Here is a 16,858-nt window from a genome sequence, read left to right as displayed (position 1 = left end):
GGGCCGGTGAGTGCATGCCTTGAGGTTTGCACCCCTGCCCCCCCAAAAAAACCAATCAACGCAAAACCTGCGAATACCCCTCCGCCATCGCCACCACCACCTTGCGCTTCCCGGTAAACGGCGACCGCGCATGGGCCGCAAGCATGTTGTCGAGCATCAACACATCATTCTCCAGCCAAGGAAAACTGACCGTGCACTCATCCAGCACCCCACGCACTTCATCGAGCAGCGAATCCTCAATGGTCGAACCATCGCCGTAATACACATTCCGCGGCAGGTCCTCCTCCTCGACAATGTCCATCAGCGACTCACGCACCTCCGGCTGCAAGTTCGAGACATGGAACAGGTGCGCCTGGTTGAACCAAACGTCCTCCCCCGTCACCGGATGGCGCGCCACCACCTGGCAGCGCTGCCGGGTGCGCAGTTCGCCATCTTCCTTCCAGATGCATTCAATGGCATGCGCCCGGCAGTACGCCTCGACCTGGCGTGGGTCTTCGGTGTTGAACACCTGCGACCACTCCACATCCAGCCCATTACCGTAGTTGCGCACATACATCAGCCCCTTCTCGACCAGCCGCTCGCGAATACGCGCCGGCATCCGCCGGTAGACCTCGCGGCTGTCGGCAATCGGCGTCTCACCCCCGGTCTCGGCAGGGATCACGCTGTAGAACCAGATCTTCATCGGCCATTCGAGGGTATAGGCCTGTTCGTTGTGCAAGGGGATGCTCTGGTGCGCCGGGTATTCGGTCGAGGTGTACACCCCTTTGGTCACGTTGCTGCGCGGCGTGGAGCCAAACTCGTAGTTGAGCAGCGGGTGGCCGAAGGCGGCAGCGAACTGGCGGAAAGCCTCGGCCCCACCCACCTGGAAGCCCCTGAACAGGATGCCGCCCGCATGCAGCAGGTGGCGTTCCACCAGCGGCTTCAGTTCTTCGAATGCGTCGAGCAGGTCGATGCCGGGCTCTGGCGCGCGCACCAGCAGCGGCAGGTCGCCGCGGGCGGCGTCCAGGGGTTCGATCGCAAAGCTCAGCAATTCACTCATGTACCGTCACCTCAAGCCAGGGCCGCCATGGCGGCGAAATCGGATGCTGCGCCATCAGGGCGCCTGACTAGATGAACGAGCGTGCCCGGCAGAAATTCACCCGCCCCCACTCACAAGGTAAAGCGAACGCGCGCCGGTTCGTCTGAACGATGTGCACCCTTTTATCGTCCAGGAACCTTACATGACTCGCCAGCTTCTGCTCCTCGCCCTGCTTGCTGCGGCCCCTGCCGCGGCCTGGTCGGCCGAGGACTGCGCCGTAGAGATCCGCGGCACCGACCAGATGACCTTCGACAAGGCCGAAATCACCGTACCCAAGGCCTGCACGTCGTTCACCATCACCCTCGCCCACCCCGGCCAGATGCCCAAGAGCGTCATGGGCCACAACTGGGTACTGAGCACCCAGGCAGACATGCAAGGCGTGCTGGACGATGGCCTGAAGGCCGGTGAGGCACAGGATTACGTGAAGCCAGGCGACACCCGGGTGCTCGCCCATACCCGCCTTATCGGCGGCGGTGAAACAGACAGCGTCACCCTCGACACCCGGTCGTTGAAGGCCGGGACCGCCTACAGCTTCTACTGCTCGTTCCCGTTCCACAGCACCTTGATGAAGGGCACCCTGGCCCTCGGGAGCTGACCCCGCTGCGCCGCCCACCCCCACTCCATCACCGAGATCGCGCTTCATGAAAACGTCTTCCCCCGGGGCCATCCGCGAATTGCTGGGCCTGCTGAAACCCTACCGCCCGGCGGTCATCGTCTCGGTGCTGCTGGGCATGGTCGGCGGCTTGGCCGTGACCGCGCTGCTGGCCACCGTCAACCAGGGCCTGCATGCCGCCGACGGCATGAGCCAGGGCGTGATCCTGGCCTTCGCCGGCCTGTGCGTACTGGCACTGGTGAGCAGCGTGGCCGCCGACAGCGGCACCAACTACGTCGGCCAAAAGGTCATTGCCCGGCTGCGCAAAGACCTGGGCGCCAAGGTGCTGTCTGCGCCCATCGAGCAGATCGAGCGCTACCGCACCCACCGCCTGATCCCGGTGCTGACCCGCGACGTCGACACCATCAGCGACTTCGCCTTCGCCTTCGCGCCGCTGGCGATCTCACTCACCACTGTGATCGGCTGCATGGCCTACTTGGCCTGGCTGTCGTGGCCGATCTTCCTCATCACCCTGGTGGCGATCGGCATTGGCAGCGCGATTCAGTATGTCGCCCGGCAAAAAGGCGTGGCCGGCTTCAACGCCGCCCGCGACGCCGAGGACAACCTGCAAAAGCACTACTCGGCGATCGCCGAAGGCGCCAAGGAGCTGCGCATCGACCGCCGCCGCCGCCACGCCATGCTGACCCGCAATATTCAGGGCACGGCGGACTTCATCGCCAACACCCACATCCGCTCCATCAACATTTTCGTGGCAGCCAAGAGCCTGGGTTCGATGCTGTTCTTCGTGGTCATCGGCCTGACCCTGGCCCTGCAATCGCTGTGGCCGAGCAACGACCCAGCGGTGATGAGCGGCTTCGTGCTGGTGCTGCTGTACATGAAAGGCCCGCTGGAGACGCTGATCGGCAACCTGCCTATTCTCGGCCGCGCCCAGGTGGCGTTCCGCCGCATCGCCGACCTGTCCGAGCGCTTCTCCTCGCCCGAACCGCACCTGCTGCTGGACCAGCCGGTCAAACGCAGCGCCCCGGGCAGCGCCCACCTGGAGCTGCACAATGTCGAATACGCCTACCCACCGGTGGACGGCAAAGAACCGTTTCGCGTGGGGCCGGTGAACCTGAGCATCGAGCCGGGCGAGATTCTGTTCATCGTCGGTGAGAACGGCTGCGGCAAGACCTCGCTGATCAAGCTGCTGCTGGGCCTGTATACCCCGCAGCGCGGCGAAGTGCGCCTGAACGGCGTGGCAGTCGGGCCGGAAGGGCTGGACGATTATCGCCAGCTGTTCACCACCGTGTTCGCCGATTACTACCTGTTCGAAGACCTGCCCGAGCACGAGCACAGCCTGCCGAGTGATGCCACGCGCTATCTGGAGCGGCTGGAGATTGCGCACAAGGTCAGCGTGCGCGATGGCGCGTTTACCACCACCGACCTGTCGACCGGGCAGCGCAAGCGCCTGGCGCTGGTCAATGCATGGCTGGATGGCCGGCCGGTGCTGGTGTTCGACGAGTGGGCGGCCGACCAGGACCCGACCTTCCGCCGGGTGTTCTATACCGAGCTGCTGCCGGACCTGAAGCGGCTGGGCAAGACCATCATCGTGATTTCGCATGATGACCGGTACTTCGATACGGCGGACAAGGTGGTGCACCTTAGCCGCGGGAAGGTGGTTGAGGCGCTGGAGCCGGCGTGAGATAGCGTTGTGAGGGCTTGAGGGGCGGTCAGGGTAATGACCGCCCTTTTTTGTGCGCGCTGAGAATGCATGGGGGCAGCAAGGGGGCTTGTCTTGGTATTTATAGCGCCCGGGAGATCGAGCGCCGCGCGGGCGGCGCTCGATATAGGCACCCCTGCAAAACTAAAGACAGGCACATAGTTGCCTTCACCCTAGCGCCCGACGAACACATCGCAGCCCTCCGCCCACAACATTTCGCGAAAGGCCCGTCAGTCCGCCAACTGGTCAACCCTCTATATCCGCACTGATGGTGCATTACAAGGGCTGGCTGAACACGCCCCGCAAGCGCCAGCCCCGCCTGGCGCTGCAGGCGAGTAGAAGTCAGAACAACCAGCGATACAACAGATACGCCACCACCACCGCCAACACCGGCCGCAGAATGCGGTAAGCCTTCGGATTGGCGCGCTTGAACTGCTTCACATGGCCGCTGATATTGTTGCTGAAGCGCTTGCTCCAGGCATACGCCTGGTTGATCCCGCCAACGCGCTCGTCGTCGGTGTTCTGCGGCGCGGTGGCACGGCCGAGGAAGGCACTGACCTGGCGGTTGATGCGGGTCATCAGCGAGCTGCTCAGCGGGCGTTCGATGTCGCAGAACAGGATCACGCGGGTGACGTCGGTTTCGTTCTTGACCCAGTGCACGTAGGTTTCGTCGAACATCACATCCTCACCGTCACGCCAGGCGTATTCCTCACCGTCGACGTAGATGCGGCAAGCATCGGAGTTAGGTGTGGCCAAGCCCAGGTGATAGCGCAAGGAGCCGGCGAACGGATCGCGGTGCGGGTTCAGGTGGCTGCCGCCTGGCAGCAGGGCGAACATCGCGCCCTTGACGTTGGGGATGCTGCTGACCAGCTCGACGGTGCGCGGGCACAGGGCTTCGGCCGATGGCAGCGGTTTGTCGTACCACTTCAGGTAGAAGCGCTTCCAGCCCTTCTTGAAGAATGAACCAAAGCCTGCGTCGTTGTCTTTTTCAGCAGCGCGGATATAGCCCTCGTCGAACAGGCGCATGGCCTCTTCGCGGATGTCCTGCCAGTTGTCCTTCAGCACATCCAGCTCGGGGAAGCGCTGGCGGTCCAGGTAGGGCTTGGACGGCACGCCGGAGAACAGGTACATCAGGGCGTTATACGGGGCGAACAGCGCCGAATGGTTGACGAACTGGCGCAGCACCGGCAGGCGCGCCTTGCCGCGCAGGTGCACGAAGAGCACGCTGCCGAAAAACACCAGCAGGACACCCGCCTTGGCTGCAAAGGAAAAGGTCATGCAACACTCCTTGGAAAGGAAACAGGCCTGCGCTGCCTGCTCCCAAAAAAATCATCCGGCCATCATAAACCCATCCCGCCCCGGTACAAACAACCTGGGCGGGATCTGAGTCATGAAGATTTTGCAATAAACCGGATCACCGAGTGTTGCGCCTGGTCAGCGGACGGGGCGTTTACTGCTGGTTTTCCTGCTCGCTGAACAGGTCGCTGAACAGCATGCTCGACAGGTAACGCTCGCCCGAGTCGGGCAAAATTACGACGATGGTCTTACCCTGCATCTCCGGTTTTTCAGCCAGGCGCACCGCTGCCGCCATTGCTGCGCCACAGGAAATACCGCACAGAATGCCCTCCTCCTGCATCAGGCGGATGGCCATGGCCTTGGACTCTTCGTCGGTCACCGTCTCGACCTGGTCGACGATGGAGAGGTCGAGGTTTTTCGGCACGAAGCCTGCGCCAATGCCCTGGATCTTGTGCGGGCTGGGCTTGAGTTCTTCACCGGCCAGGGTCTGGCTGATTAGCGGCGAGGCCAGCGGCTCCACCGCCACCGACAAAATCGACTTGCCTTGGGTGTGCTTGATGTAGCGCGACACGCCAGTGATGGTGCCGCCCGTACCCACACCCGCCACCAGCACATCGACTGCGCCGTCGGTGTCGTTCCAGATCTCGGGGCCGGTGGTTTTTTCATGGATCGCCGGGTTGGCCGGGTTTTCGAACTGGCCTGGCAGGAAGTACTGGGCCGGGTCGGAGGCGACGATTTCGTTGGCCTTCTCGATCGCGCCCTTCATGCCCTTGGCCGGCTCGGTCAGCACCAGCTCGGCGCCCAGCGCCTTGAGCACCTTGCGCCGCTCCAGGCTCATCGAGGCCGGCATGGTCAGGATCAGCTTGTAGCCTCGGGCGGCGGCGACGAAGGCCAGGCCAATGCCGGTGTTGCCCGAGGTGGGCTCGACGATGGTCATGCCGGGCTTGAGCTTGCCGCTGCTCTCGGCGTCCCAGACCATGTTCGCGCCGATCCGGCATTTGACCGAGTAGCCCGGGTTGCGCCCTTCGATCTTGGCCAGGATGGTCACCCCACGCGGGGCGATGCGGTTGATCTGCACCAGCGGCGTGTTGCCGATGGAGTGGGCGTTGTCTGCGTAGATACGGCTCATGGCAGGGGTCCTTGAACGTGAAGAAGCAGGGAAAGACTTCAAGGGTAAGCCTGCCCCGTTGGCCCGTAAAGCCTGTTCGAACTCCCGAGCGGCGCCTGCGGTCAACCGCACATCCTGCCTTGGAGAGCCGACAATGAAAGCTCGCTACCGCTGGCCGCTGGTAGGCCTGGCCAGCCTGGTCGTGCTGCTGGTTGCCCTGCACCTGGCCCTGCCCTACCTGGTACGCGACTACCTCAACGACAAACTGGCCGACATGGGCGACTACCGCGGCCAGGTCGTTGACGTGGACCTGGCCTGGTGGCGCGGCGCGTACCAGATCAACGGCCTGAAAATCGTCAAGACCACCGGCAAGGTCCCGGTGCCGCTGCTCGACGCGCCGTTGATCGACCTCTCGGTCAGCTGGCATGCACTGTGGTACGACCGCGCCGTGGTGGCCGAGGTGACCTTCGTGCGGCCCGAGCTGAACTTCGTCGATGGCGGCAGCAAGCAGGCTTCGCAGACTGGCCAGGGCACCGACTGGCGCCAGCAGCTGGAAAAACTGCTGCCCATCACCCTCAACGAAGTGCGCATTCAAGATGGCGTGCTGACCTTTCGCAACTTCACCTCCAAGCCGCCGGTCGACCTCAAGGCCACCCAGCTCGACGCGCGCATTCGCAACCTGACCAACGTGCGCAATGAGAAAGGCCGGCGCGACGCCAGTTTCGACGCCCATGCCCTGTTATTTGGCGATGCCAAGGTCGAGAGCCGCGCCACGTTCGACCCCTTCAGCGACTTCGACGACTTCGAGTTCCGCCTGCGGGCCACCGGCATACAGCTGCGCCAACTCAATGACTTCGCCAGTGCCTATGGCAAGTTCGATTTCAATGCCGGGCACGGCGACCTGGTGATCGAAGCGCAGGCCGAGAACGGGCGGCTCAATGGCTATATCAAGCCGCTGCTGCGCGATGTCGATGTGTTCAACTGGCAGCAGGATGTGCAGGACAAAGACAAGGGCTTCTTCCGCTCGGTGTGGGAGGCATTGGTGGGGGCGACTGAAACCGTGCTGAAGAACCAGCCGAAAAACCAGTTCGCCACCCGCGTGGAGCTTAGTGGCAGCGTGCACAAGCAGGATGTCAGCGCTTTCGAGGCTGTCTTGCAGATACTGCGCAACGGCTTTGTCCAGGCATTCAATGCGCGCTATGAGCAGCCTGCGCCCAAGTCTGACTGAAAGCGCGTGACGGGGCATTCAGGGACTGAATACCCGGTCTGCGTTTGCAGGCGTCTGGGGCCGGGGTATAGTCGCTGACAAACGATAAACATGTGTTGCCTGGGCCGACCCTTTCGCGGGGCAAGCCCGCTCCCACAGGGTTATGCAGTCTCTGTGCGTAGAGAACGGCCCAGGCACCCCGCAGAGGACACTCCCATGAAGTTCGAAGGCACCCGCGACTACGTCGCCACAGACGACCTGAAACTGGCGGTAAACGCGGCCATCACCCTCGAACGCCCGCTGCTGGTCAAAGGCGAACCGGGCACCGGCAAGACCATGCTCGCCGAGCAGCTCGCCGCCTCCTTCGGCGCCCGCCTGATCACCTGGCACATTAAATCCACCACCAAGGCCCACCAGGGCCTCTACGAATACGATGCGGTCAGCCGCCTGCGCGACTCGCAACTGGGTACCGAAAAAGTCCACGATGTGCGCAACTACCTGAAAAAGGGCAAGCTCTGGGAGGCTTTCGAGGCTGAAGAGCGGGTGATTCTGCTGATCGACGAAATCGACAAGGCCGACATCGAGTTCCCCAACGACCTGTTGCAAGAGCTCGACAAGATGGAGTTCTACGTCTACGAAACAGACGAGACCATCAAGGCCAAGCAACGCCCGATCATCATCATCACCTCGAACAACGAAAAAGAACTGCCGGACGCCTTCCTGCGCCGCTGCTTCTTCCACTACATCGCCTTCCCCGACCGCGCGACGCTGCAGCAGATCGTCGACGTGCACTACCCGAACATCAAGCAATCGCTGGTCAGCGAGGCGCTGGACGTGTTCTTCGACGTGCGCAAGGTGCCGGGCCTTAAGAAAAAGCCCTCCACCTCCGAGCTGGTCGACTGGCTCAAGCTGCTGATGGCCGACAACATCGGCGAAGCGGTACTGCGCGAGCGTGACCCGACCAAAGCCATCCCGCCGCTGGCAGGCGCCCTGGTAAAGAACGAGCAGGACGTGCAGCTGCTCGAGCGCCTGGCCTTCATGAGCCGGCGCGGCAACCGCTGACAGGAGCCGGTCATGCTGCTCAACCTGTTCAACGAAATGCGCGCGGCCAAGGTGCCGGTGTCGGTACGCGAACTGCTCGACCTGCTGAACGCCTTGCAGCAACGCGTGGTGTTCGCCGACATGGACGAGTTCTACTACCTGGCGCGGGCCATCCTGGTGAAGGACGAGCGCCATTTCGACAAGTTCGACCGGGCCTTTTCCGCCTACTTCAAAGGCCTGGAAAACCTCGACCGCCACCTCGAAGCGCTGATCCCCGAAGACTGGCTACGCAAGGAATTCGAGCGCTCGCTGACGGATGAGGAGCGTGCGCAGATCCAGTCCCTGGGCGGGCTGGACAAGCTGATCGAGGCATTCAAGAAGCGCCTTGAAGAGCAAAAGGAACGCCACGCCGGCGGCAACAAGTGGATCGGCACCGGCGGCACCAGCCCGTTCGGTTCGGGCGGTTTCAACCCCGAAGGCATCCGCGTGGGCGAAGCCGGCCAGCGCCAGGGCAAGGCGGTCAAAGTGTGGGACCAGCGCGAGTACAAGAACCTCGACGACCAGGTCGAGCTGGGCACGCGCAACATCAAGCTGGCCCTGCGCCGGCTGCGCAAGTTCGCCCGTGAAGGCGCGGCCGAAGAGCTGGATATCGACGGCACCATCGACCACACCGCCCGCGACGCCGGGCTGCTGAACATCCAGATGCGCCCGGAGCGGCGCAACACCGTGAAGCTGCTGTTGCTGTTCGACATCGGCGGCTCGATGGATGCCCACGTCAAAGTCTGCGAAGAGCTGTTTTCGGCCTGCAAGACCGAGTTCAAGCACCTGGAGTATTACTACTTCCATAACTTCGTGTATGAGTCGGTGTGGAAGAACAACCTGCGGCGTACGTCGGAGCGCTTCTCCACCTTCGACCTGCTGCACAAGTACGGCGATGACTACAAGGTGGTGTTCGTCGGCGATGCGGCCATGGCGCCCTACGAGATCACCCAGCCCGGTGGCAGCGTCGAGCACTGGAACGAAGAAGCCGGGTATGTGTGGATGCAGCGCTTCATGGAGAAATTCAAGAAGATCATCTGGATCAATCCCTACCCGAAACAGGCGTGGGACTACACCGCGTCCACGCATTTAGTGCGGGATTTGATCGAGGACAAGATGTATCCGCTGACCTTGCAGGGGTTGGAGGATGGGATGCGGTATCTGTCGAAATAGAAAAAACCCACCCCTGCGGTGGGTTTTCGCAGCCCCGTGCACCTATTAGGCTCGACGCAAAGACTTTAGGTTTGTATTAAGCGACTTGTTAGTCTCACCTGCCAGCCTTCCAAAGGCCATCCGCAAAGCAACCTGGGATATCCGCGCCCTCTCACGTGTGCCTGGCTCTTGAGACTTCAAAGCAGCCTGACGATAATGATTCAGTCTCTCAACATCGGACGGCAAGATACCTTCAGGTATTGGCCGACTAAGCATTGTACCGTCCGCAATAAATTCTCTTGTTTTCAACAAAGAAACAGTTTCCCTGACCAACTTGACACGTGCCTCAGTACGCTCGAATGAATTATCCGGAAGGGCATTCAAGTAGTCAGCAATATTAGATAGCTTATACTCAGGCGCGCCCTGATCAAACATACCTTCAAATGCGGAAAATTGAGCGCCTGCCTGACGCCTCTCTTCTTGGAGAACTTGATTTATCCGCAAAACCTCTATTTCACTTCGCTGCGCGCTTGAACGTTTACCGAAGAACACTTCACCGATCACTCTCATGAAACGTGGCATCTGTCCGCTGGGATCATCACCGTTTACAGGGTCCCCCAGACAGTATGCATAAGCGTTGCGCCCCCCTTGGGCAAAGGGACTTAGGGCATCCGGCGACAAGAAGCGCATCAATACAGGGCTGAAACTTCTATGGCCATGGCCCAGTGGATAACAACCGGCCATCCAGTCATACCACTGGCCATTGAAACTTACCTGCGATGCATGCCGCTTGTTGAAACCATAAGCCGTGTAGGCTCCAGCCCCCCCACTGATTGCTAGTTTCATCGCCCACCCCATGCGCTTTACACACTGTCGGGGAATTGAATCATCTCCCTCGTCATGAGGTTACGTTCAACCCTCTGAATTGCTACTGCCCAGTATTGAGTGAGCGCCAGCAATGGGCAACTGACAAAAATGCCAGTCAGCCCACCTCATTGCCAGCGTTTGCCCAAGGCCTGATGCTGATGCCACGCCATTTCCTGCACCACTGCCCTGAACCGCACCGCCCCGCCCGGCATGCACTGCGCCAACTGCGCCAACGCCAACGGCGTCAACGCCCCCAGCCGCGGATAACCGCCAATGGTCTGCCGGTCATTGAGCAGCACGATCGGTTGCCCATCGGGCGGCACCTGCACCGCGCCCAGCGGAATGCCTTCGGAAATCATCGGCGCGCCTTGGTAAACCAACTGCGGCCCGAGCAACCGGATCCCCATGCGGTCCGCCCGGCTGTCCAGGGTCCAATCACTGTTGAACGCCTCGAACAAACTGGTACCGCTGAAATCACCGATCTGCGCGCCCATCACCAGGTCGAGTACAGGCTTTGCCGAGTAGACCGGTCGCAACGCCCCAGGCACTTCACGCAAGGCCGCTGCTGACCCCGCAAATGCCAATACCTGCCCTTTACTCAGCGCCTCCCCTCGCCCATCGATGCCGCCCAGCGCTTCACGTACAACAGTGGCGCAACTGCCCAGCACCCCCTCGGCCTTGAAACCGCCCGGCGCCGCAAGATAAGCGCGCACACCCTGCTTCGGTTGCTTCAAGGTCAACCGCTGACCTTTGGCCAAGGCAAAACTGCGCCAGGGCGCCAAGGGCTGATCGTCAACCCGCGCATCCAAGTCGGCACCGGCCAGCGCCAGTACACAATCCTGCTCGGCCACTACACTAAAACCACCCAGCGCCACCTCGATCACCGGCGCACCCAACGGATTGCCCAGCAGCCAGTTGGCCCAGTGCATCGCCACCCAGTCCAGCGCCCCACCTTGGGTCACGCCCAGGTGACGCACGCCAAAGCGCCCGGCATCCTGCAACTGGCACAGCGCGGTGCTGGCTTCGATCTTCAACTGCGTCATGCCTGTGCCTCCAGCGGGCTGTCATCTCCGCCCAACGCCATGAACTCGGCGTGGGATACGGCCACGAAGCGCACCCGGTCGCCCGGTTGCAACAGGCTGTAGCCCTCGCGCTCACGGTCGAACAGGCGTACCGGGGTGCGCCCGATCAGGTTCCAGCCGCCTGGCGATACCGCCGGGTAAGCGGCGGTCTGGCGCTCGGCAATGCCCACGCTGCCAGCCGCCACGCGCTTGCGAGGGGTGCTCAGGCGCGGCGTGGCCAGGCGTTCGTCCACCAGCCCCATGAAGCCGAAGCCCGGCGCAAAGCCCAGGGCGAAAACCGGGTACTCGCGCCCGGTGTGCAAGCGAACCACCTCGGCCTCGGTCAGCCCGCTTCGGCTGGCCAAGGCAGGCAGCTCGGGGCCGACACTGGCGTGGTACCACACCGCAATCTCATGGCGCCGACCACTGTTGCCTGCATCAGGCTGCAGCCCCTCCAGCGCCTGGGCGATCAACGCCCTCGCCGTGCTCGGCGCCCCGTCGTATTGCACCATCAAGGTGGTGTAGGACGGCACCAGCTCGATCAACCGCTCGCCGAAGGCTGCACGCAAGCGCTGGCAGGCCGCGAGGATCCACGGCATGTTGGCTTCGTCGATGGTGTCGAACAGGCGCACCATCAGGCTGTCGATGGCGACCACTTCAATGCGCAGCTTCATGCCCGCTCCAGCGCATCGAGGGCTTGGCGGATCTGCCGCACCGCCGCCACTGAACTGTCGTTGTCGCCGTGCACGCACAGGGTGCTGGCCTGCAGGTGCAGCGCACTGCCATCGTCCGCCACCAGCGCTTCGCCACGGGCCAGGCGCAGCGCCTGCTCGACCACCAGCGCCGGGTCGTGATGCACGGCGCCAGGCAGGCGCCGCGACACCAGGTGGCCGCTGGCGGTGTAGGCCCGGTCGGCAAAGGCCTCGAACCACAGCGGCACGCCAATTTCGTCGCCCAGGGCCTGGGCTGCACGGTTATCGGCGGTGGCCATGAGCATCAGCGGCAGGCTGCTGTCGTAGGCCGCCACGGCTTCGAGCACGGCGCGCAGCTTGAGCGGGTCGGCCATCATGTCGTTGTACAGCGCACCATGGGGTTTGACGTAGGCCACCCGGCCGCCGAGCACCTTGCAGATGCCGTCCAGCGCACCGATCTGGTAGTGCAACAGGTCGCGGATTTCGTCCTGGCTACAGGCCATGGCGCGGCGGCCGAAGCCAACCAGGTCCGGGTAGGCCGGATGCGCGCCGATGGTCACCCCATGCGCCAGGGCCATTTCCACGGTGCGGCGCATGATGCCGGGGTCACCGGCATGGTAGCCGCAGGCGATGTTGGCGCAATCGATATACGGCATCACCTCGGCGTCCAGGCCCATGCGCCAACTGCCGAAACTTTCGCCCATGTCGCAATTGAGAAGCAGGCGTTCCACCACACGGACTCCCTTGTCGATGTTCATAGGCCTACCTTACCGTGACTGGAGTTGTTTGCCGCGTGTTTCCGGCAGGCTGAGCGCTGCCAGAATGACCACGCCATACGACACCGCAGAGAACACGCCAATACCCAGCCCCAGCGGCACCTTCTCGCCGAGCATGCCGATCAGCAACGGGAACAGCGCAGCGATGACCTTGCCGATGTTGTAGCAAAAGCCCTGCCCCGAGCCGCGGATGCGCGTGGGGAACAATTCGGTCAGGAAGGCCCCCATGCCGCTGAAAATGCCCGAGGCAAAGAAACCCAGCGGGAAGCCCAGCCACAGCATCACGCCATCGCTGACCGGCATCTGCGTGTACAGCAGCACGATGACGAACGAGCCCACGGCGAACAGGATGAAGTTTTTCTTGCGCCCCAGCAGGTCAGACAAATAAGCGCTGACCACATAGCCGATGTAAGACCCCACGATCACCATCGCCAGGTAGCCACCAGTGCCCAGCACGCTCAGGCCACGTTCGTTCTTGAGAAAGGTCGGCAGCCACGAGGTGATCGCGTAGTAGCCGCCCAGCGCACCGGTGGTCAGCAAAGAAGCGCGTACGGTGGTCCAGAGCATGCCAGGGGCGAAAATTTCGTAGAAGTGCGACGGCGCCTCGGCCTTTTCAGCGGCCTTGGCCTCGCGGTACACCTCGGGGTCCTTGACCAGGCGGCGCACGAAGATCACGAACACGGCCGGCACGATGCCCAGCAGGAACAACGCACGCCAGGCCTGCTCGGGTGGCAGGTAGGAGAACAGCAAGGCATAGAGGATCGCCGTCAGGCCCCAGCCGAGCGCCCAGCCCGACTGCACCATGCCCACGGCCTTGCCGCGGTGCTCGGCGCGGATCACTTCACCGATCAGCACCGCACCCGCCGTCCATTCGCCGCCAAAGCCAAAGCCCATCAGGGTACGGGCGATCAACAGTTGCTCGTAGCTTTGCGCAAAGCCGCACAGGAAGGTGAAGAACGCGAACCACAGCACCGTCAGTTGCAGGGTGCGAACACGGCCGATGCGGTCGGAGAGGATGCCGGCGACCCAGCCACCGACAGCCGAGGCGATCAGGGTGCTGGTGTGGATCAGCCCGGCCTCGGCGGTGCTGATGCCCCAAATCAGGATCAGCGTGGGGATGACGAAGCTGAGCATCTGCGTGTCCATGCCGTCCAGGCCATAGCCGATCTTGCAGCTCCAGAAAGTACGCCGTTGCTGTTTGTCGATGTCGCGATACCAGGCGAAGGGCCCGGTCGAAGGAGGTGTAGCGACCTGCTGCTGCACGCCGGTGGGGTTCATGCTTGCCTCGGCTTGTTGGTATTGTTTTATGGGGCGACCAGATGCGTCGCGGCCTGGGCAACATTGTTCAGAGGCCGCGCGGCTTGCGTCCAACGAGAAAAACCCCCGGTCTGGAACAAGAAAAACTGATCATGAACCTTCGCTTTCTCGAAACCTTCGTCTGGGTCGCCCGGCTCAAGAGCTTCCGTCTGACGGCAGAAAAGCTGTTCACCACCCAGGCCTCGGTCTCCAGCCGCATCGCCGCGCTGGAGGCTGACCTGGGCGTCAAACTGCTGCTGCGCGATTCACGCGGCGTCAGCCTGACCCCAGAGGGCAGCAAGGTGCTGGAGTACGCCGAGCGTATGCTCGACACCGCCAAGGCCATGAAGCAGTCGCTGGACAGCGACCGGGCCAAGGTCGGGCGTATCCGCATCGGCGTGATGGACACGGTGATCCACACCTGGATGAGCGCGCTGGTGGCCGCGTTGACCGAACGCTACCCGCAGGTTGAGATCGAGCTGGTGGCCGATACCGCGCTGAACCTGCGCGAGCAGCTGCATAAAGGCTTTCTCGATGTGATCCTGCAGACCGACCTGTTGCGCGAACAGTCGATCCGCAGCCTGGACCTGGCGCGCTACCCGATGGGCTGGATCGTCGCTGCAGGCTCGCTCCAGCAGCGCGATTATGCCTCGCTGGCCGAGCTTGGCCGCGAGCGCATTGTGACCTTTTCGAAGAACTCGCGGCCGCATCAGGAGGTACTCAGCCTGCTGCAGGGCGCCGGGGTGCAAACACCGCGCTTGAATTGCGTGAACTCGGTGGCGGCGATTACCCGGCTACTGCGTGATGGCTTCGCGATCGGTGCGCTGCCACCGGCGCTGGTGGATACGGAGCTGGGCCTTGGTGAGTTGGTGCTGCTGGAGGGCTTGCAACCCCCCCCGAGCCTGGAACTGGTGGTGGCCTGGCAGACCGGCGTGGCATTGGTGGATGAGGTGGTAGGGGTTTGCCGGCAGGTGCTGGAACAGTATGCGCGGGATGTGGGGGCTCAGAGAATTGTGCTGGTTGCACCTTAGGTGCTTGCCATTGGTTATGCTGTGTCCATGAGGCCCCAAGCAACCGCCAGAGCCGGGTGCAACCTCAGCGCCAGCTTTCCTTCACCACCCTGCGCCGCCCGCCCATGATTACCCAGCCAATGGCAAGCAACAGGCTCTCGACCACGAAGGCCAGCACAAACCCGGCACCAATGCCCCAGCCAATCGCTTCCGGCACCAGCAGTATCTGGTAGCTGAAGCCCTTCAGCGTTTCTTCACGCATTTGCGGGTCGGGCTGCACCAGCACATGCCAGGTGCGGCTGGCCCACGAACCCTGCAACGCCTGCCATTCGTTTTCCAGCAGTTCATTGCGGATCATCAGGCTTTCGATGCTGTTGGCATCACTGTTGAACACCGGGTCGTCACTGCTGCGGTAATGCCGCAGCAATGCCTGCAGGTCGCCATTGAAGAAGCGTTCGGCAGTCTGCTTGAAGCCATCAAGCGCCTGGCGCGACTCGAACAGGTGCGCTTCGACCCGCTGGCTGTAGTCGTTGATCAGCCCCGGAACCTGGATACCGGCCAGCAGGCCGAACGTGAACAGCAACAACCGCAGGTAACTTCTGAACATGCAGCGTCCTTAGCTCTGGCCTTGCGCAACGCACTCTCCGTGCCGCCACAGTGCCCATTGACCCGGCGCGTAACGCTGCCAGGTCTCGTTCTCGGTCAGGGCCTCGGTGGCAATCACCGTGACCACGTCATTGGGGGTCGTTTCGGTGTGAAAATCGACGATCAGGTCGACATCCTTCAACCTTGCAGCGCCAAAGGGTGCGCGACGGGTGATGTGCACCAACTTGGTCGAGCAGAAGCAGAACAGCCAGTCGCCATCGCTGAGCATGCAGTTGAACACGCCCTTGCCACGGTAGCCGGCACAGGCTTCGACCAGCACCGGCAGCAGCTGTTCCACGGCGACCGGCTCTGGGAACGCTGCACGAATGCGGTTGAGCAGGTCGCAGAAGGCCGCTTCGCTGTCGGTGTCACCCACAGGCCGGTAGAAGGTGGCTTCACCCTTGAACTCACCCAATTGGCCGTTATGCGCAAAGCACCAGTTGCGGCCCCACATTTCGCGCACGAACGGGTGGGTGTTGGACAGGCATACCCTGCCGACATTGGCCTGGCGGATATGGCCGATGACCACTTCGCTCTTGATCGGGTAACGCTGCACCAGGTTGGCCACTTCCGACTCGCTGCTCGCCGCCGGGTCCTGGAACAGGCGCAGGCCGCGCCCCTCATAGAAGCCGATGCCCCAGCCATCACGGTGCGGGCCGGTGCGGCCTCCGCGCTGCATCAGGCCGGTGAAACTGAAAACGATGTCGGTGGGGACGTTGGCACTCATGCCCAGCAATTCGCACATGCGCGTGTCTCCGGTTACAGACGAGGCTCGACCCGGCCGCCGCCAGCAGGTGCGGCAGGGGGATCGTTGCGGTAACGGTCGCGGCGTTCGGCCGACAAGGGGGCCTGGGCCGTGACGTCGGCATCCTCGACGGCCTGGCGCTTGGCCGCTGCCTCGGCTTGCTCGCGACGCTCACGGGCGCGCTTTTCCAGCGGCCAGCGCAACAGCACGAAGAGCAGGTAGAGGGCAAAGGCGATCATGCCGTACATGGCAAAGTCGGAAACCGCGCGCCAGGCGTTGTTGCCCACCTTGAAGGCAACGTCTAGGGCGGTGATGGCAATCGCCGGGGCAAAGCTGTCCTTGACCGGGTCGACGACGGTCGGGGTCAGCAGCAGCACCGCCAGGATCACCCGCAGCGGTTCGCGCAGCCAGCGCCACATCCATCCGGTGAGCTTTAAGCCCACCAGCAGGCAGCCCAGGGCGGCAAGGGCGTACAGGCCCCAGGCGAGGGTATAGTCGTTCTCGGTCATGGTGTTCGTGCAAGCCAGGCAAAG

17 protein-coding genes are annotated in these 16,858 nt (G+C 62.7%); 6 read left to right on the top strand and 11 right to left on the bottom strand.

Going from position 1 to position 16,858, the window contains the following annotated elements:
• Positions 1-55: 55 nt before the first annotated feature.
• The gene (locus tag HU766_RS15555) at positions 56-1,039 is read right to left on the bottom strand and encodes a TauD/TfdA family dioxygenase (protein ID WP_033699720.1); all 984 of its coding nucleotides are present in this window, start codon (positions 1,037-1,039) and stop codon (positions 56-58) included.
• Between the two features lie 181 nt (positions 1,040-1,220).
• Here HU766_RS15555 and azu point away from each other — a divergent pair, with 181 nt between their 5' ends.
• Positions 1,221-1,673 carry an azurin gene (gene azu, locus HU766_RS15550; protein WP_186658502.1) on the top strand — a complete coding sequence of 151 codons (453 nt, stop codon included), beginning with the start codon at positions 1,221-1,223 and terminating at the stop codon, positions 1,671-1,673.
• Positions 1,674-1,719: 46 nt separating this feature from the next.
• The gene (locus HU766_RS15545) at positions 1,720-3,372 is read left to right on the top strand and encodes a cyclic peptide export ABC transporter (protein ID WP_095063770.1); all 1,653 of its coding nucleotides are present in this window, start codon (positions 1,720-1,722) and stop codon (positions 3,370-3,372) included.
• Positions 3,373-3,732: 360 nt separating this feature from the next.
• Here HU766_RS15545 and HU766_RS15540 read toward each other — a convergent pair whose 3' ends face one another.
• Entirely contained in the window at positions 3,733-4,668 is a 936-nt protein-coding gene (locus HU766_RS15540; protein WP_186658498.1) for an aspartyl/asparaginyl beta-hydroxylase domain-containing protein, read from the bottom strand.
• 172 nt (positions 4,669-4,840) lie between these two features.
• A complete protein-coding gene (gene cysK, locus HU766_RS15535; RefSeq protein WP_033699727.1) occupies positions 4,841-5,815 on the bottom strand; it encodes a cysteine synthase A in 975 nt (324 codons plus the stop codon).
• A 133-nt stretch (positions 5,816-5,948) separates the two neighbouring features.
• On the opposite strand from cysK, the gene HU766_RS15530 reads away from it, so the two are divergent.
• The 3 genes from HU766_RS15530 to HU766_RS15520 all read left to right on the top strand — a co-directional run bounded on the left by HU766_RS15530 (position 5,949) and on the right by HU766_RS15520 (position 9,254).
• Positions 5,949-7,022 carry a DUF748 domain-containing protein gene (locus HU766_RS15530; protein ID WP_186658495.1) on the top strand — a complete coding sequence of 358 codons (1,074 nt, stop codon included), beginning with the start codon at positions 5,949-5,951 and terminating at the stop codon, positions 7,020-7,022.
• Between the two features lie 195 nt (positions 7,023-7,217).
• A complete protein-coding gene (locus tag HU766_RS15525) occupies positions 7,218-8,063 on the top strand; it encodes a MoxR family ATPase (protein ID WP_027594591.1) in 846 nt (281 codons plus the stop codon).
• Positions 8,064-8,075: 12 nt separating this feature from the next.
• Positions 8,076-9,254, top strand: a complete 1,179-nt coding sequence (locus HU766_RS15520) for a VWA domain-containing protein (RefSeq protein WP_186658493.1) — start codon at positions 8,076-8,078, stop codon at positions 9,252-9,254.
• 45 nt (positions 9,255-9,299) lie between these two features.
• Here the strand turns inward: HU766_RS15520 and HU766_RS15515 are convergent, their stop codons facing one another.
• From HU766_RS15515 to HU766_RS15495, 5 genes are all read right to left on the bottom strand, one after another.
• Entirely contained in the window at positions 9,300-10,079 is a 780-nt protein-coding gene (locus HU766_RS15515) for an RHS repeat-associated core domain-containing protein (protein ID WP_238338617.1), read from the bottom strand.
• Between the two features lie 146 nt (positions 10,080-10,225).
• Positions 10,226-11,143: a biotin-dependent carboxyltransferase family protein gene (locus tag HU766_RS15510; protein ID WP_186658488.1), complete on the bottom strand. Its 918-nt coding sequence runs from the start codon at positions 11,141-11,143 to the stop codon at positions 10,226-10,228.
• Positions 11,140-11,835 carry a 5-oxoprolinase subunit PxpB gene (pxpB, locus tag HU766_RS15505; RefSeq protein ID WP_186658485.1) on the bottom strand — a complete coding sequence of 232 codons (696 nt, stop codon included), beginning with the start codon at positions 11,833-11,835 and terminating at the stop codon, positions 11,140-11,142. The genes HU766_RS15510 and pxpB overlap by 4 nt, the downstream gene beginning before the upstream one ends.
• On the bottom strand, positions 11,832-12,611 hold the full coding sequence (locus tag HU766_RS15500; protein WP_033699740.1) for a 5-oxoprolinase subunit PxpA: 780 nt from the start codon (positions 12,609-12,611) through the stop codon (positions 11,832-11,834). Before HU766_RS15500 ends, pxpB begins: the two co-directional genes overlap by 4 nt.
• A gap of 9 nt (positions 12,612-12,620) precedes the next feature.
• Positions 12,621-13,907 carry an MFS transporter gene (locus HU766_RS15495; RefSeq protein WP_186658470.1) on the bottom strand — a complete coding sequence of 429 codons (1,287 nt, stop codon included), beginning with the start codon at positions 13,905-13,907 and terminating at the stop codon, positions 12,621-12,623.
• Positions 13,908-14,038: 131 nt separating this feature from the next.
• Between HU766_RS15495 and HU766_RS15490 the strand changes: the two genes are divergently transcribed.
• Entirely contained in the window at positions 14,039-14,956 is a 918-nt protein-coding gene (locus HU766_RS15490) for a LysR family transcriptional regulator (protein ID WP_186658466.1), read from the top strand.
• Between the two features lie 64 nt (positions 14,957-15,020).
• Here the strand turns inward: HU766_RS15490 and HU766_RS15485 are convergent, their stop codons facing one another.
• Genes HU766_RS15485 through HU766_RS15475 form a run of 3 tightly spaced genes read right to left on the bottom strand, consistent with a single transcriptional unit; the run spans position 15,021 to position 16,834 of the window.
• On the bottom strand, positions 15,021-15,542 hold the full coding sequence (locus HU766_RS15485) for a DUF2937 family protein (protein ID WP_186658463.1): 522 nt from the start codon (positions 15,540-15,542) through the stop codon (positions 15,021-15,023).
• Positions 15,543-15,551: 9 nt separating this feature from the next.
• Positions 15,552-16,325, bottom strand: coding sequence for a class II glutamine amidotransferase (locus HU766_RS15480; RefSeq protein WP_033699748.1), 774 nt, complete (start codon positions 16,323-16,325; stop codon positions 15,552-15,554).
• A gap of 14 nt (positions 16,326-16,339) precedes the next feature.
• Positions 16,340-16,834 (bottom strand): MFS transporter, encoded by a 495-nt coding sequence (locus HU766_RS15475; RefSeq protein WP_186658460.1) that lies wholly within the window; start codon positions 16,832-16,834, stop codon positions 16,340-16,342.
• Between the last annotated feature and the right edge of the window lie 24 nt (positions 16,835-16,858).

This window comes from Pseudomonas sp. SWRI77 (genome assembly GCF_014269105.1).
Taxonomy (GTDB): Bacteria; Pseudomonadota; Gammaproteobacteria; order Pseudomonadales; family Pseudomonadaceae; genus Aquipseudomonas; species Aquipseudomonas capeferrum.
Note: the sequence above shows the minus strand (reverse complement) of the source record. Positions and strands in the feature narration are given on the sequence as shown.

What these genes read in the sequence shown, in the direction of transcription:
- HU766_RS15475 (WP_186658460.1), bottom strand. Translation starts at nt 16,834, where the DNA reads ATGACCGAGAACGACTATACCCTCGCCTGGGGCCTGTACGCCCTTGCC.
- HU766_RS15520 (WP_186658493.1), top strand. Translation starts at nt 8,076, where the DNA reads ATGCTGCTCAACCTGTTCAACGAAATGCGCGCGGCCAAGGTGCCGGTG.
- HU766_RS15545 (WP_095063770.1), top strand. Translation starts at nt 1,720, where the DNA reads ATGAAAACGTCTTCCCCCGGGGCCATCCGCGAATTGCTGGGCCTGCTG.
- HU766_RS15515 (WP_238338617.1), bottom strand. Translation starts at nt 10,079, where the DNA reads ATGAAACTAGCAATCAGTGGGGGGGCTGGAGCCTACACGGCTTATGGT.
- HU766_RS15500 (WP_033699740.1), bottom strand. Translation starts at nt 12,611, where the DNA reads ATGAACATCGACAAGGGAGTCCGTGTGGTGGAACGCCTGCTTCTCAAT.
- HU766_RS15490 (WP_186658466.1), top strand. Translation starts at nt 14,039, where the DNA reads ATGAACCTTCGCTTTCTCGAAACCTTCGTCTGGGTCGCCCGGCTCAAG.
- HU766_RS15480 (WP_033699748.1), bottom strand. Translation starts at nt 16,325, where the DNA reads ATGTGCGAATTGCTGGGCATGAGTGCCAACGTCCCCACCGACATCGTT.
- azu (WP_186658502.1), top strand. Translation starts at nt 1,221, where the DNA reads ATGACTCGCCAGCTTCTGCTCCTCGCCCTGCTTGCTGCGGCCCCTGCC.
- HU766_RS15530 (WP_186658495.1), top strand. Translation starts at nt 5,949, where the DNA reads ATGAAAGCTCGCTACCGCTGGCCGCTGGTAGGCCTGGCCAGCCTGGTC.
- HU766_RS15495 (WP_186658470.1), bottom strand. Translation starts at nt 13,907, where the DNA reads ATGAACCCCACCGGCGTGCAGCAGCAGGTCGCTACACCTCCTTCGACC.
- cysK (WP_033699727.1), bottom strand. Translation starts at nt 5,815, where the DNA reads ATGAGCCGTATCTACGCAGACAACGCCCACTCCATCGGCAACACGCCG.
- pxpB (WP_186658485.1), bottom strand. Translation starts at nt 11,835, where the DNA reads ATGAAGCTGCGCATTGAAGTGGTCGCCATCGACAGCCTGATGGTGCGC.
- HU766_RS15555 (WP_033699720.1), bottom strand. Translation starts at nt 1,039, where the DNA reads ATGAGTGAATTGCTGAGCTTTGCGATCGAACCCCTGGACGCCGCCCGC.
- HU766_RS15525 (WP_027594591.1), top strand. Translation starts at nt 7,218, where the DNA reads ATGAAGTTCGAAGGCACCCGCGACTACGTCGCCACAGACGACCTGAAA.
- HU766_RS15540 (WP_186658498.1), bottom strand. Translation starts at nt 4,668, where the DNA reads ATGACCTTTTCCTTTGCAGCCAAGGCGGGTGTCCTGCTGGTGTTTTTC.
- HU766_RS15510 (WP_186658488.1), bottom strand. Translation starts at nt 11,143, where the DNA reads ATGACGCAGTTGAAGATCGAAGCCAGCACCGCGCTGTGCCAGTTGCAG.
- HU766_RS15485 (WP_186658463.1), bottom strand. Translation starts at nt 15,542, where the DNA reads ATGTTCAGAAGTTACCTGCGGTTGTTGCTGTTCACGTTCGGCCTGCTG.